This window comes from Streptomyces finlayi (genome assembly GCF_014216315.1).
GTDB lineage: Bacteria > Actinomycetota > Actinomycetes > Streptomycetales > Streptomycetaceae > Streptomyces > Streptomyces finlayi_A.
The window spans coordinates 2173526-2187248 of the sequence record NZ_CP045702.1; the positions used below are offsets into that span (position 1 = coordinate 2173526).

A 13723-nucleotide genomic window follows, 5' to 3' on the forward strand; every position below is an offset into this window, starting at 1 on the left:
ATCGGCTTCACCCCCTACGGAGCACGCTTCACGCCGTCGAGCGGGACCGTCCACTCACGACCCCCACCCTCGGGCCACACAAACGCCGTCGGCCGCTTCCTGCGCTCCCCCGGTGGGTCCGACGGGTCCTCGTAGTCCCGGATCACATCGCGCAGGATGCCGATCCTCCCCGCACCGTCCTCGACCCGGTGGCCTATGTCCTCACTCGTGACCATCGGGGTGCGTCCGCATCAAGATGTTGGCGTCCGTCACAGTCGTCCAGTCCCCGCCAGCGCGCGCACGGGTCCGGACGTTGGCCAGCTCTGCGCAACCGGCGCAACCGGCGACGGGTGTCGGCTCCAGCTCTCCGGACCGATCCGGGAGGTCAACCGGAGCGCTGGGATACGTTCTTGGCTCGGTCATGGGGCGATCCTCCGGCTGGTCGCTGGGACGGGGGAAAACAGGCACATCGTTCCAGACGCCCGAACCAGCACCCATCCGCCTTGACCAAAGACATAGGGGCACCCCCCCCCCGAACGTCGTTCCACCATTCCCCCGACGAAACCCCGCCCGAAGTGCGACATCACCTCGACCCTAGGCGCAGCCACCGACAACGCCGCCAGAGGTCCCCGCGCCCCCTGGGGCACCGAACGGCCCGCCACCGGGGCAATCCCAGTAACGGGCCGCGAACGGCGCTCAGGCGCTTACAGCAAGCTCTCTTGCCGCGCAATGTCGTCCAAGACATCCTGCCGAATCTCGTCGTGCTCTTCCTCCGACATAACGCGCCGGCGGGGCAACTCCTCAGTCTCAGCGGCAGCAATAGCAGCAAGCTCAGCGGCCTCAGGATCGGTTGGACCCCACGCGATTTCAAGGCGCTCCGCCCGTTGCTTGGGGTGCAGCGTCACCGTGAGGTGCATTGCTTCAAGCAACCGGCTCTTACCTGCGTCGTCCAGCGCCGCCCACGCCTCGCCCATAGTGCGACCCGTCGGTGTGGCCACCTCGCGAACTTCGGGGTCATGTGCGGCCAACAGCGCGGCATATGCGGCTTCGAGCTTCGCGCTCATCTCTTCGTACGTGCCCATCATCAGCGGTCCGGCCGTCGCCATCTGGGCACCGATGCGTGCAGCTTGCTCCTGGGCTTCGATCATTTCCGCCGAAAGGTCGTTGCCGCCTTCAAGGTGGACGTTGACTTCGTTGAAACATCCCCACACCTTGAGGAATTCATCCTCAACCCGCCGGTCAAGGGTCTCTGCGTAGACAGTGACGTGACCTGCCTTGCACCTGTAGAGCCGCACCCCCTTGTCGCTGGTGCCTCCGTTCAACCGGCCGTCACAGCGGTGACAAAACGCCATCCCAGCGCATAGGGGCGCTGCCTGACGGGGAGCACGGTCAGCGCCGGTCGCAAGGTCAAGCATCCGTTGGCGGACGGCCATCAGTTCAGCGGCAGACAGGATCGGTTCGGCAAACTCGACCGGGGTCACCCCGTCGGCGGCCATGACCAACTTCCCCTTATGGGCGCGCTGCCCCCGGAACGTCGGCGACTTGAGCATCCGCCGCCATTGGGGTTCGCTCAAGCCAGTCGTACGCGCTGTCCCGGCGACGGTACCCCCGTCGATCAACTCCCTTACCGCTGAGCGAACTTGAGCGGCTTGGGCGTCGTCGATCTCAAGGTATGCGGCACCGTCCCGGCGGACCGTCTTGTACCCGAACGGTGCACGTCCGGCACCCCAGCGCCCCAAGCTCCGCCGGGTCTCGTGCCCTTCGCTGATTCGGGCGGAAATCATCCCCCGTTCCCACTCCGCGAGCGAAGCAAGAACGGTGGCGACCATGCGACCCGTCGGCGTGAGCGTGTTCACTGTGTTGTCGGTCGTGGCAAGCCGTATACCCGCCGCCTCAGCCCACGCCACGAGCCGAAGGAACTCCGAGACCGATCGGGCGAAGCGATCCAGCTTCCACGTGATCACCACGTCAGGGCGGGCCGCCATGAGCGCACGGAGCCCAGGGCGTTCCTCAATGGGCTTCGCGCCGCTGACGTTGTTGTCCACGTACTCGACAGCGTCAGCGGGGTCGTGATCGTTGGCGGTCAGCCATCGACGGCAGGCAGCGCGCTGGGTGTCGAGTGAGGCACTGTCGTCAGCTTCGCGGGACAACCGTAGGTAGATCGCTACTGAGGTCATGTACTCAAAGGTACGCGCACTCACCTTCGACGGAGGTGAACATCGCGTCGGTGCGGTTGGGCAGTCCGGACTCGCGGACCACGCGGACCGCGTCGGCGACGTACTCACCGACGTCCTCGCCGACACCGAGCGGGGAGACCGAGAAGGCGACGATCACGCGACGACGCCTTCGCGGCGGGCCCGGCCGGCGATGACGCCGTCGGACTCGTACCGCTTGATGAGCTTGTCGCCGTACAGCCCGCCGAAGGGCAGGATCGACAGCACGAAGAACAGCGCGACGCGCTTCAGCGGCCACTTGGCCTTGACCCACACGTCCAGCAGGAACACGGCGTAGATCACGAAGAGAGCGCCGTGCAGGACGCCGAGCGGCATCATCAGGAAGTCGATGTCCGAGACGCGGCTGAGGATCGAGCCGAAGAGGATCAGCGCCGGGAAGGAGAGCGCCTCGGGAACCGAGATGAGGCGCAGCCGGTGCAGGGCGGAAGCGGTCTTGATGTCCACGGGGGCACCTTCGGTGGGAGGACGGTGACGGCTTGTGAACGCAGGCACAAGCGCCCCCCATTGTGGCACCGGCACCGGCCTGCCCGGGGAGCGGGGTGGCCGTAGCGCCCGGGGCCCTGTCCGCTGCGCCCCACTCCGGTTACCGTCTACGCGTGGCAATGTTCCGGCTCCAAGGCGGCAAGACGCTCGCCGTCGACCTCACGGGCGACGGCGTCAAGGCGAAGAACGGCTCGATGGTCGCGTACGACGGCCGGATGGCCTTCAAGAAGATGTCCGGCGGGGGTGAGGGCATCCGAGGCATGGTGACCCGCCGGCTGACCGGCGAGCAGATGACGATGATGGAGGTGACGGGGCAGGGGACCTGTTACTTCGCCGACCGGGCGAGCGAGATCAACCTGGTCACACTGCGGGGCGACAAGCTGTACGTAGAGGCGAGCAATCTGCTGGCCACCGACGCCGGGCTGCGCACCGGCACCACCTTCACCGGACTGCGCGGCGGGGCGGGCGGCAACGGTCTGTTCACCACGACCGTCGAGGGCACCGGCCAGGCGGCGATCATGTCGGACGGCACGGCGGTGGTGCTGCGGGTGACGACCCGGTACCCGCTGAGCGTCGACCCAGGCGCCTACATCGCCCACCAGGGCAACCTCCAGCAGCACTTCCAGTCCGGGGTGAACTTCCGCACGCTCATGGGCGAGGGGTCCGGCGAGTCGTTCCAGATCCGCTTCGAGGGCGAGGGCCTGGTCTACGTGCAGCCCAGCGAACGCAACACCCTCGGGGGCGACGTCTGATGCCGTTCCGCGAGATCAATTCGAAGATGGTCGAGGCCACGGTGGTCCCGGGCCAGAAGATGTACAGCCAGCGGGGGGCGATGCTCGCCTACCGCGGCGACGTCTCGTTCACCCCGAACCTCCAGGGCGGACAGGGCGGCCTCGCCTCGATGATCGGGCGCCGGGTGGCCGGCGAGGCGACCCCGCTGATGACGGTCGAGGGCAGCGGCACGGTGTTGTTCGGCCACGGCGGCCACCACATCCAGGTGATCGCCCTGGCCGGCGACACCCTCTACGTGGAGGCGGACCGGCTGCTCGCGTTCGACGGGACCCTCCAGCAGAGCACGATGTTCATGGGCTCGCAGGGCGGGGTCATGGGCATGGTGCGCGGCCAGGTGACCGGGCAGGGTCTGTTCACCACGAGCCTCAAGGGTCACGGCTCCGTCGCGGTGATGGCCCACGGCGGGGTGATCGAGCTGCCGATCACCCCGGGCCGTGAGGTGCATGTGGACCCGCAGGCGTACGTCGCCCACCACGGCGACGTACGCAACAAGCTCTCCACGGCGCTGGGCTGGCGGGACATGGTGGGGCGCGGCTCCGGCGAGGCGTTCCAGCTGGAGCTCAGCGGCAGCGGTGCGGTGTACGTCCAGGCGTCGGAGGAGAAGCTGTGAGCACACCCGTGATCCACGACCCGATGACACTGCCCTCGGACGACAACGTCAACGCGTACACCTTCTGCGTGGAACTCACGGGGAGCCAGTGGTTCCTGCAGAAGGGCAAGATGATCGCCTACTACGGGCAGATCGAGTTCAACGGCATCGGACACGGCCGTTTCGAGCGGCTGATCCGTAAGAGTTTCCACTCGCCGCTGCACGCGAGCGACTGGGTGGTGGCCGAGGGCAGCGGCAAGATGCTGCTCGCGGACCGGGCCTTCGACGTGAACTCCTTCGACCTGGAGAACGGGAACCTGACGGTCCGCTCCGGCAATCTGCTGGCCTACCAGCCGACGCTGGCCCTGAAGCAGTCCATCGTGCCGGGCTTCGTCACACTGATCGGGACGGGGAAGTTCGTCGCCGCTTCCAACGGTCCCGTGGTCTTCATGGAACCGCCTCTGCGGGTCGACCCGCAGGCCCTGGTGGGCTGGGCGGACTGCCCCGCCCCCTGCCACCACTACGACCACGGCTACATGTCGGGCGTGATGGGCGGGCTGCGGTCCCTGACCGGGATCGGCGGGGCCTCGGGCGAGGAGCACCAGTTCGAGTTCGTCGGGGCGGGCACGGTGCTGCTCCAGTCGACCGAGGTGCTCATGGCGGAGCAGCCGACGGGCGCCGTTCCGCAGCAGGCCGGGGTGCCCGGGGGGAGTGCGGGTGGTGCGGGTCAGCATGGCTCCGCGCCCCGTCTGCCCGGCCAGCTGGGGGACCTCCAGCGTCGATTCGGTTTGTGAACGGTAGGCTCCGGAGTGTGACGTCGAACGTCTGCGCGCGCGTGCCGGGTGTCACATCCTCACACTTCGTCCGGCTTTCAACTTCTTAGGTAGAATCCATATATGGAGACCGAGACGGCCACTCGCTGGCTGAGCGATGCTGAGCAGTGCGCCTGGCGCACCCACCTGGACGTCAGCAGGCTGCTGATGCACCAGCTGGAGAAGGACCTCCAACCGTTCGGCCTGACCAACAACGACTACGAGATCCTGGTCAATCTGTCGGAGTCGGACGACCAGCGCATGCGGATGAGTGACCTGGCCGCGTCGACGCTGCAGTCCAAGAGCCGGCTCTCGCACCAGATCACCCGCATGGAGAGCGCGGGCCTGGTCCGCCGCGAGAACTGCGAGTCCGACCGGCGCGGGCTGTACGCGGTGCTCACCGAGCAGGGTGCGCAGACCATGAAGGAGGTCGCGCCGCACCACGTCGCGTCGGTGCGCAAGCACTTCATGGACCTGCTGTCCCCGGAGGCGCTGGCGGAGCTGCACACGGCACTGACCCCGATCGCGGACCACCTGCGCGGACTGCGCGGCAAGCCGTAGCCTCCCGTGTTCCTCCATCGCCGGACGGGCTTGACTTCCACGCCGTATCTCAAGCCGGTCCGGCGATCGATGACCAGGCGTTCAGGCGAACCGGGGCAGTCGGAGCAGGAACAGCGCTCCGCCCTCCGGGGCGTCCCCCACCGTCAGCGTGCCTGCGTGCCGGGCCGCCACATCCCGGCGGCCACCTCCGCCTCCAGGTCCGCGCGGTCGATGAGGTCGGCGCGCAGGACGAGGAGCACGGCACGCCGCCCCAAAACCGCTCGGCGGCTCACCCGCCGCTGGTCAGGCCCGCCACCAGTTCGTCGGCCGCCGCGTAAGGGTCGAGCCGGCCCGCCACGATGCGCTCGGCGAGCGTGTCCAGGCGGCGGTCGCCGTGCAGATCGGCGATCCGCTCGCGCAGGGCGGTGACCGCGATCGTCTCGACCTCGTGGGCCGCACGCGTGGTGCGCCGCGCGGTCAGCACCCCGTGCTCCTCCATCCACGCCCGGTGCTTCTCCAGGGCCTCGACGACCTCGTCGATGCCCTCGCCCCGGGCGGCGACCGTCTTCACGATCGGCGGGCGCCAGTCGCCCGGCCCCCGGGACTCCCCGAGGCCCAGCATGTGGTTGAGCTCGCGGGCGGTGGCGTCGGCGCCGTCCCGGTCGGCCTTGTTGACGACGTACACATCGCCGATCTCCAGGATTCCGGCCTTGGCCGCCTGGATGCCGTCGCCCATGCCGGGCGCCAGCAGGACGACGGAGGTGTCGGCCTGGGCCGCGATCTCCACCTCCGACTGACCGACGCCGACCGTCTCCACGAGGATCACGTCGAAGCCGGAGGCGTCCAGCACCCGGATCGCCTGCGGGGCCGACCAGGCGAGGCCGCCGAGATGACCGCGGGTGGCCATGGAACGGATGTAGACACCCGGGTCGGACGCGTGGTCCGACATCCGGATCCGGTCGCCGAGGAGCGCGCCCCCGGAGAACGGTGACGACGGGTCGACGGCGAGGACGCCGACCCGCTTCCCCGCCCGCCGGTACGCCGAGACGAGCGCCGACGTCGAAGTCGACTTGCCGACACCGGGCGAGCCGGTGAGCCCGACGACGTACGCGTTCCCGGCCAGCGGTGCCAGCGCCGCCATCACCTCGCGCAGCTGCGGCGAAGCCCCCTCCACCAGGGAGATCAGCCTGGCCACGGCCCGCGGCCTGCCCTCCCGCGCCTGCTCGACCAGGGTGGGGACGTCCACCATCACCGCTCCGTTCACTCGTGGGGCTGTCGCTGCTCGGACACCTCTGTGCCTGGGGTGTCTCTACTTGGGGACGCGGATGATCAGCGCGTCACCCTGACCGCCGCCGCCGCACAGCGCCGCCGCACCGGTACCGCCGCCGCGGCGCTTCAGCTCCAGGGCGAGGTGCAGCACGACGCGGGCGCCGGACATCCCGATGGGGTGGCCGAGCGCGATGGCGCCGCCGTTGACGTTGACCTTGTCGGACGTGACGCCCAGGTCCTTCATCGACTGGACGGCCACCGCCGCGAACGCCTCGTTGATCTCGATCAGGTCGAGGTCCCCGACCTCCAGCCCTTCCTTCTTCAGGGCGTGCCGGATCGCGTTGGACGGCTGCGACTGGAGCGAGTTGTCCGGGCCCGCCACGTTGCCGTGGGCGCCGATCTCGGCGATCCAGTCCAGGCCAAGCTCCTCGGCCTTGGCCTTGCTCATGACGACCACGGCGGCGGCGCCGTCGGAGATCTGCGAGGCGGTGCCCGCCGTGATCGTGCCGTCCTTGGAGAAGGCCGGGCGCAGCTTGCCGAGCGACTCGACGGTCGTCTCGGCGCGGATGCCCTCGTCCTTCGAGAAGAGCACCGGGTCGCCCTTGCGCTGCGGGATCTCGACCGGGGTGATCTCGGCCTCGAAGATGCCGTTCTTCTGGGCGGCGGCGGCACGCTGGTGGGACTGGGCGCCGATCTCGTCCTGCTCCGCGCGCTTGAGGCCCAGACGGGTGTTGTGCGTCTCCGTCGACTGGCCCATCGGGATGTTCTCGTACGCGTCGGTCAGGCCGTCGTGCGCCATCGAGTCGAGCATCTCGATCGCGCCGTACTTGTGGCCCTCGCGGGACTTCGGGAGCAGATGCGGAGCGTTCGTCATGGACTCCTGGCCACCGGCCACCACGATGTCGAACTCACCCGCGCGGATCAGCTGGTCGGCGAGGGCGATCGCGTCGAGCCCCGACAGACACACCTTGTTGATCGTGAGCGCGGGCACGTTCATCGGGATACCGGCCTTGACCGCGGCCTGGCGCGCCGGGATCTGCCCCGCCCCGGCCTGCAGGACCTGGCCCATGATCACGTACTCGACCTGGTCGCCGCCGATGCCGGCCCGGTCCAGCGCGGCCTTGATGGCGACGCCGCCGAGGTCGGCTCCCGAGAAGGACTTGAGGGAGCCCAGGAGGCGGCCCATGGGCGTCCGGGCGCCCGCGACGATCACAGAAGTGGTGGTACCGGTCGTTCGTGACATGGGCACGGCCCCTAGGGGTGAGAAGTGAACGAGGGTTTACATGAATGTACTGAGCGGTACCTCGCCCGTCATCCGGCAGCGGGTGTGATCGCGCGCACGTTGCGTAACCAAGGACGGGGCGTTGCACTGGTTCCATGCTGACGCGAATCGACCACATCGGGATCGCCTGTTTCGACCTCGACACCACCGTCGAGTTCTACCGCTCGACCTACGGGTTCGAAGTGTTCCACTCCGAGATCAACGAGGAGCAGGGCGTACGGGAGGCCATGCTCAAGATCAACGATACGTCCGACGGCGGCGCCTCGTACCTCCAGCTGCTGGAGCCCACCCGCGAGGATTCGGCCGTGGGCAAGTGGCTGGCCAAGAACGGTGAGGGCGTCCATCACATCGCCTTCGGTACGGCCGACGTGGACGGGGACGCCGCGGACATCCGCGAGAAGGGGGTACGGGTGCTGTACGACGAGCCCAGGACCGGCTCGATGGGGTCCCGGATCACGTTCCTGCACCCCAAGGACTGCCACGGTGTCCTCACGGAACTGGTCACGTCCCGGACGGAGCACTGACCCCCGGATACCCGGCCCGGTAGAGTGGGCGGTTCCGGGCCGGGGCCGGGTCGGGGCCGCGCCGCGTCCCTGCCGTTGATCTGTCACCATTCCCCGGGGGACCGCTCCTGACGAGCGGTGCTCGTTTGAGAATTTCGACCAGGGTTGGGGTCTCCCCTGCTCGAACGAAGTTGAGAGCTCGGGGAAGGATGGGACCGCGTAGTGCGGGGCTACGAACGCCAGGAGAGCCACCGAGCTGAAGACGACCATCTCTCGCGGTTCGAAGCCGAGATGGACCGGCTGAAAACCGACCGGGAGAAGGCCGTCCAGCACGCCGAGGACCTCGGTTACCAGGTCGAGGTCTTGCGTGCCAAGCTGCACGAGGCCCGGCGCAATCTCGCGAGCCGTCCCGCGTACGACACCGCGGATCTCGGCTACCAGGCCGAGCAACTGCTCCGTAATGCCCAGATCCAGGCCGACCAGCTGCGAACCGACGCGGAGCGCGAGCTGCGTGACGCCCGGGCCCAGACCCAGCGGATCCTTCAGGAGCACGCGGAGCACCAGGCCCGCCTCCAGGCCGAGTTGCACGCCGAGGCCGTACAGCGCAGGCAGCGGCTCGACCAGGAACTGGCGGAGCGCCGCCAGACCGTCGAGTCCCACGTCAACGAGAACGTCGCCTGGGCCGAGCAGTTGCGTGCCCGCACCGAGGCACAGGCCCGCCGGCTCCTGGAGGAGTCCCGCGCCGAGGCGGAGCAGTCGCTCGCGGCGGCCCGCGCCGAGGCCGGCCGGCTCGCGGAGGAGACCCGCCAACGCCTGGGCTCCGAGGCCGAGTCGGCCCGTGCCGCAGCAGAAGCGCTCCTGCTGCGCGCCCGCAGGGACGCCGAACGCCTGATCAACGCCGCGTCGGACCAGGCCCAGGAGGCCACCTCACACGCCGAGCAACTGCGCACCTCCACAACGGCGGAGACCCAGCAGACCCGGCAGCAGACCGCCGAGCTGAACCGGGCGGCCGAACAGCGCATGCAGGAGGCCGAGACGCAGTTGCGCGAGGCCCGCCTGGAGGCCGACAAGGTCGTCACCGAGGCGAAGGAGGCCGCCGCCAAGCGGCTGGCCGGCGCCGAGTCGCAGAACGAGCAGCGCACCCGTACGGCCAGGTCGGAGATCGCCCGGCTGGTCGGCGAGGCCACGAAGGGCGCCGAAGCGCTCAAGGCGGAGGCCGAGCAGGCGCTCGCCGACGCCCGCGCCGAGGCGGACCGCCTCAAGTCCGAGGCGTCCGAGAAGGCACGCACCGCCGCCGCCGAGGACGCCGCGGCCCAGCTCGCCAAGGCGGCCAGGACCGCCGAGGAGGTGCTGACCAAGGCCTCCGAGGACGCGAAGTCCACGACCAGGTCGGCGAGCGAGGAAGCCGACCGCATCCGCCGCGAGGCGGAGGCCGAGGCCGACCGGCTGCGCGGCGAGGCCGCCGAGCAGGCGGACCAGCTCAAGGGCGCGGCCAAGGACGACACCAAGGAGTACCGGGCCAAGACGGTCGAGCTGCAGGAGGAGGCGCGCAGACTGCGCGGCGAGGCCGAGCAGCTGCGTTCCGAGGCGGTCGCCGAGGGCGAGCGCATCCGCGGCGAGGCCCGCCGTGAGGCCGTCCAGCAGATCGAGGAAGGTGCCCGCACCGCCGAGCAACTGCTGACCAAGGCCAAGGCGGACGCCGACGAGCTGCGGACCTCCGCGGGCGCCGAGAGCGAGCGGGTCCGCACCGAGGCCGCCGAGCGGGCCACCGCCCTGCGCAAGCAGGCGGAGGAGACCCTGGAACGCGCCCTCGCCGAGGCCGAGCGGCTGCGGACCGAGGCCGACGAGCAGGCCGAGTCCACCACGGCCGCCGCCGAGCGCGCGGCGACGGAGCTCCGCGAGGACACCGAGCGGGCGGTCGCCGCCCGGCGGACAGAGGCCGCCGACGAGCTCGCCCGGCTGCACACCGAGGCCGAGAAGCGGGTCGCCGCCGCCGAGGAGGCGCTCGGAGAGGCCCGTACCGAGGCCGAGGGCGTACGTCGCGAAGCGAACGAGGAGGCCGACCGGCTGCGCGCGGAGGCCGCCGAGCGGATCCGCGCCCTCCGGGAGCAGGCCGAGACGGAGGCCGAACGGCTGCGCACCGAAGCCGCCGCTGACGCCGCGCAGTCCCGCGCGGAGGGCGAGTCCGTCGCCGTACGGCTGCGCACCGACGCGGCCACGGAGGCGGAGCGCCTCAAGTCCGAGGCACAGGAGAGCGCCGACCGGGTACGGGCCGAGGCGGCGGCTGCCGCCGAGCGGGTCGGTACGGAGGCCGCCGAGGCCCTCGCCGCCGCCCAGGAGGAGGCGAACCGGCGCCGCCGCGAGGCCGAGGAGACGCTCGGCGCCGCACGCGCCGAGGCGGACCAGGAGCGCGAGCGGGCCCGCGAGCAGAGCGAGGAGCTCCTCGCCTCCGCCCGCAAGCGGGTCGAGGACGCCCAGACCGAGGCCCATCGGCTCGTCGAGGAGGCGGACCACCGGGCGACCGAGCTGGTCTCCACCGCCGAGCAGACCGCACAGCAGGTACGGGATTCCGTCGCCGGTCTCCAGGAGCAGGCCGAGGAGGAGATCGCCGGACTGCGCTCGACCGCCGAGCACGTCGCCGAGCGCACCCGGACCGAGGCGCAGGAAGAGGCCGACCGGGTCCGCGCCGACGCCTACGCCGAGCGGGAGCGCGCCACCGAGGACGCCAACCGCATCCGCCAGGTCGCCCACGATGAGACCGAGGCGGCGAAGGCGCTGGCCGAGCGCACGCTCGCCGACGCGATCACCGAGTCCGAGCGGATGCGCGCGGACACCTCCGAGTACAGCCAGCGGGTCCGTACCGAAGCCTCCGACGCGCTCGCGTCGGCCGAGCAGGACGCCTCGCGCTCCCGCGCCGAGGCCCGCGACGACGCCAACCGCATCCGCGGCGAAGCGGCGGCGCAGGCCGACCGGCTCATCGGTGAGGCGACCAGCGAGAGCGAGCGGATCAGTACCGTGACGGCGGAGCAGTCGCAGCGACTCCTCCGCGAGGCCACCGAGGAGTCCGAACGGCTGCGCGCCGAGGCCACCGAGCAGCACAACCGGCTCGTCGGCGAGGCCACCGACGAGGCCGAACGCCTGTGCGCGGAGGCGGCGGAGACGGTCGGTTCGGCGCAGGAGCACTCGGCACGGACCCGTGCCGAGTCCGAACGGGTGCGGGGCGAGGCGGAGTCGGCGGCCGAGCAGATGCGTGCGAGGGCCCGCCAGGAGGCGGACCGGATGCTCGACGAGGCACGCGAGTCCGCCTCGAAGCGCCGTGCCGACGCCGCCGAGCAGGCCGACCAGCTCATCAACAAGGCCCAGGAGGAGGCGCTGCGCGCCGCCACCGAGGCCGAGGCGCAGGCGGACACGATGGTCGGCGCGGCCCGCAAGGAGGCCCTGCGGATCACCTCGGAGGCGACGGTCGAGGGCAACACCCTGGTGGAACGGGCCCGTACGGACGCCGACGAGCTGCTGGTCGGCGCGCGCCGCGACGCCACGGCCACCCGGGAGCGGGCCGAGGAGCTCCGGATCCGGCTGGAGAGCGAGATCGAGGAACTGCACCAGCGGGCCCGCCGCGAGACGTCCGAGCAGATGAAGACCGCGGGCGAGCGCGTGGACAAGCTGATGAAGGCGGCGACCGAGCAGCGCGACGAGGCGGCGGCGAAGGCCAAGGAGCTGCTCGCGGACGCGAGTTCGGAGGCCGGCAAGGTCCGGATCGCCGCGGTGAAGCGCGCCGAGTCGCTCCTCAAGGAGGCCGAACTCAAGAAGGCCAGCCTGATCCGCGAGGCCGAGAAACTGCGTGCCGACGCGGAGGCGGAGGCGAAGCGGACGGTGGACGAGGGCCGGCGCGAGCTCGATCTGCTGGTGCGCAGGCGCGAGGACATCAATGCGGAGATTTCCCGTGTCCAGGACGTGCTGGAAGCTCTGGAGTCCTTCGAGGCGCCGACAGCTGGCGGGAAGACGGCCAACGGAAGTACATCCGGTGGTGTCAAGGCCGGAGCCACGGCCGCCGGCCGATCGGGGGGCAAGTCGTCCGACGGCTAGCCGGTCGACCGCGTCCCATGCTTCGGCATGAACATTCAACCCTTCGAGTGGCAAGCGCTCAGGGGGTCAGCCACTCAAAAGGGGTGTCATTCTCCAGATCAAAGCGGCATCTGCACGTTGACACGCCGCTCAGGCCCCTAGGATTCCCCCTATCACCTCACCGGTCTCATTCGACAGGAAACCCATGAGCGACCCTTCCTCCCCCTTCGGCTTCGAGCTCGTGCGACGTGGTTACGACCGCGGGCAGGTGGACGACCGCATTACCAAGCTCGTCGCCGACCGTGATAGTGCTCTGGCCCGAATCACCTCTCTGGAAAAGCGCATCGAGGAGCTCCACCTCGAAACGCAGAACGCCCAGGCCCAGGTCAACGACGCGGAGCCGTCGTACGCCGGTCTGGGCGCGCGCGTCGAGAAGATCCTCCGCCTCGCCGAGGAGGAGGCGAAGGACCTGCGCGAGGAGGCCCGTCGCGCCGCCGAGCAGCACCGCGAGCTGGCCGAGTCGGCAGCCCAGCAGGTGCGCAACGACGCGGAGTCGTTCTCGTCCGAGCGCAAGGCGAAGGCCGAGGACGAGGGCGTTCGCATCGTCGAGAAGGCCAAGGGCGAGGCGAACACGCTGCGCACCGAGGCGCAGAAGGACGCTCAGCAGAAGCGTGAGGAGGCCGACGCCCTCTTCGAGGAGACCCGCGCCAAGGCCGCCCAGGCCGCCGCGGACTTCGAGACGAACCTGGCGAAGCGCCGCGAGCAGTCGGAGCGCGACCTCGCGTCCCGTCAGGCGAAGGCGGAGAAGCGTCTCGCCGAGATCGAGCACCGCGCCGAGCAGCTCCGCCTGGAGGCCGAGAAGCTCCGCACGGACGCCGAGCGCAGGGCGCGTCAGACGGTGGAGACGGCGCAGCGCCAGGCCGAGGACATCGTGGCCGACGCGAACGCCAAGGCCGACCGTATCCGCAGCGAATCGGAGCGCGAGCTCGCGGCGCTCACCAACCGCCGCGACTCGATCAACGCCCAGCTGACCAACGTCCGCGAGATGCTGGCGACGCTGACGGGTGCCGCGGTGGCCGCCGCCGGCTCCCCGGTGGACGACGAGCCCGCCACCCGCGGCGTTCCGGCTCAGCAGACGCGCTGACCCCGGAGCACCGCAGCTGTACCCCCTGGCA

The 13723-nt window shown here is 70.2% G+C and carries 12 protein-coding genes and 2 pseudogenes; 7 read left to right on the forward strand and 7 right to left on the reverse strand.

Annotation, left to right across the window (positions count from 1 at the left end; genetic code table 11):
* Nucleotides 1-14: 14 nt before the first annotated feature.
* From F0344_RS09755 to F0344_RS09770, 4 genes and pseudogenes are all read right to left on the reverse strand, one after another.
* Nucleotides 15-215 carry a hypothetical protein gene (locus F0344_RS09755; protein WP_185298401.1) on the reverse strand — a complete coding sequence of 67 codons (201 nt, stop codon included), beginning with the start codon at nt 213-215 and terminating at the stop codon, nt 15-17.
* Between the two features lie 468 nt (nt 216-683).
* Nucleotides 684-2156 carry a recombinase family protein gene (locus tag F0344_RS09760; RefSeq protein ID WP_185298402.1) on the reverse strand — a complete coding sequence of 491 codons (1473 nt, stop codon included), beginning with the start codon at nt 2154-2156 and terminating at the stop codon, nt 684-686.
* 19 nt (nt 2157-2175) lie between these two features.
* Nucleotides 2176-2313 (reverse strand): annotated as a pseudogene (locus F0344_RS09765) (thiamine-binding protein); the annotation flags it as partial.
* Nucleotides 2310-2657 carry a DUF3817 domain-containing protein gene (locus F0344_RS09770; RefSeq protein ID WP_185298403.1) on the reverse strand — a complete coding sequence of 116 codons (348 nt, stop codon included), beginning with the start codon at nt 2655-2657 and terminating at the stop codon, nt 2310-2312. The pseudogene F0344_RS09765 and the gene F0344_RS09770, both read right to left, overlap by 4 nt.
* Before the next feature lie 158 nt (nt 2658-2815).
* Here F0344_RS09770 and F0344_RS09775 point away from each other — a divergent pair, with 158 nt between their 5' ends.
* The 4 genes from F0344_RS09775 (at nt 2816) to F0344_RS09790 (ending at nt 5450) form a co-directional block, all read left to right on the forward strand.
* Entirely contained in the window at nt 2816-3448 is a 633-nt protein-coding gene (locus F0344_RS09775; RefSeq protein WP_185302602.1) for an AIM24 family protein, read from the forward strand.
* Complete coding sequence (locus F0344_RS09780) at nt 3448-4098, forward strand: AIM24 family protein (RefSeq protein ID WP_185298404.1); 651 nt, start codon at nt 3448-3450, stop codon at nt 4096-4098. The genes F0344_RS09775 and F0344_RS09780 overlap by 1 nt, the downstream gene beginning before the upstream one ends.
* Nucleotides 4095-4871 (forward strand): AIM24 family protein, encoded by a 777-nt coding sequence (locus F0344_RS09785; RefSeq protein WP_185298405.1) that lies wholly within the window; start codon nt 4095-4097, stop codon nt 4869-4871. Before F0344_RS09780 ends, F0344_RS09785 begins: the two co-directional genes overlap by 4 nt.
* A 102-nt stretch (nt 4872-4973) precedes the next feature.
* On the forward strand, nt 4974-5450 hold the full coding sequence (locus tag F0344_RS09790; protein ID WP_185298406.1) for a MarR family winged helix-turn-helix transcriptional regulator: 477 nt from the start codon (nt 4974-4976) through the stop codon (nt 5448-5450).
* 81 nt (nt 5451-5531) lie between these two features.
* On the opposite strand, the pseudogene F0344_RS37045 reads toward F0344_RS09790, so the two are convergent.
* The 3 genes and pseudogenes from F0344_RS37045 to F0344_RS09800 form a co-directional block, all read right to left on the reverse strand.
* Nucleotides 5532-5660: pseudogene (locus F0344_RS37045) on the reverse strand (ATP-binding protein); the annotation flags it as partial.
* Nucleotides 5661-5718: 58 nt separating this feature from the next.
* Nucleotides 5719-6678 (reverse strand): methylmalonyl Co-A mutase-associated GTPase MeaB, encoded by a 960-nt coding sequence (gene meaB, locus F0344_RS09795; RefSeq protein WP_185298407.1) that lies wholly within the window; start codon nt 6676-6678, stop codon nt 5719-5721.
* Nucleotides 6679-6738: 60 nt separating this feature from the next.
* A complete protein-coding gene (locus F0344_RS09800) occupies nt 6739-7941 on the reverse strand; it encodes an acetyl-CoA C-acetyltransferase (protein ID WP_185298408.1) in 1203 nt (400 codons plus the stop codon).
* 134 nt (nt 7942-8075) lie between these two features.
* Here F0344_RS09800 and mce point away from each other — a divergent pair, with 134 nt between their 5' ends.
* The 3 genes from mce (at nt 8076) to F0344_RS09815 (ending at nt 13692) form a co-directional block, all read left to right on the forward strand.
* The gene (gene mce, locus F0344_RS09805; RefSeq protein ID WP_185298409.1) at nt 8076-8504 is read left to right on the forward strand and encodes a methylmalonyl-CoA epimerase; all 429 of its coding nucleotides are present in this window, start codon (nt 8076-8078) and stop codon (nt 8502-8504) included.
* 201 nt (nt 8505-8705) lie between these two features.
* A complete protein-coding gene (gene scy, locus F0344_RS09810; protein WP_185298410.1) occupies nt 8706-12569 on the forward strand; it encodes a polarized growth protein Scy in 3864 nt (1287 codons plus the stop codon).
* Between the two features lie 184 nt (nt 12570-12753).
* Nucleotides 12754-13692 carry a cellulose-binding protein gene (locus tag F0344_RS09815; RefSeq protein ID WP_185298411.1) on the forward strand — a complete coding sequence of 313 codons (939 nt, stop codon included), beginning with the start codon at nt 12754-12756 and terminating at the stop codon, nt 13690-13692.
* Nucleotides 13693-13723: the final 31 nt, after the last annotated feature.

Excerpts from the sequence above, each read along its gene's own strand:
- F0344_RS09755 (WP_185298401.1), bottom strand. The coding sequence starts at position 215 with ATGGTCACGAGTGAGGACATAGGCCACCGGGTCGAGGACGGTGCGGGG.
- F0344_RS09760 (WP_185298402.1), bottom strand. The coding sequence starts at position 2,156 with ATGACCTCAGTAGCGATCTACCTACGGTTGTCCCGCGAAGCTGACGAC.
- F0344_RS09775 (WP_185302602.1), top strand. The coding sequence starts at position 2,816 with ATGTTCCGGCTCCAAGGCGGCAAGACGCTCGCCGTCGACCTCACGGGC.
- F0344_RS09780 (WP_185298404.1), top strand. The coding sequence starts at position 3,448 with ATGCCGTTCCGCGAGATCAATTCGAAGATGGTCGAGGCCACGGTGGTC.
- F0344_RS09790 (WP_185298406.1), top strand. The coding sequence starts at position 4,974 with ATGGAGACCGAGACGGCCACTCGCTGGCTGAGCGATGCTGAGCAGTGC.
- meaB (WP_185298407.1), bottom strand. The coding sequence starts at position 6,678 with ATGGTGGACGTCCCCACCCTGGTCGAGCAGGCGCGGGAGGGCAGGCCG.
- F0344_RS09800 (WP_185298408.1), bottom strand. The coding sequence starts at position 7,941 with ATGTCACGAACGACCGGTACCACCACTTCTGTGATCGTCGCGGGCGCC.
- mce (WP_185298409.1), top strand. The coding sequence starts at position 8,076 with ATGCTGACGCGAATCGACCACATCGGGATCGCCTGTTTCGACCTCGAC.
- F0344_RS09815 (WP_185298411.1), top strand. The coding sequence starts at position 12,754 with ATGAGCGACCCTTCCTCCCCCTTCGGCTTCGAGCTCGTGCGACGTGGT.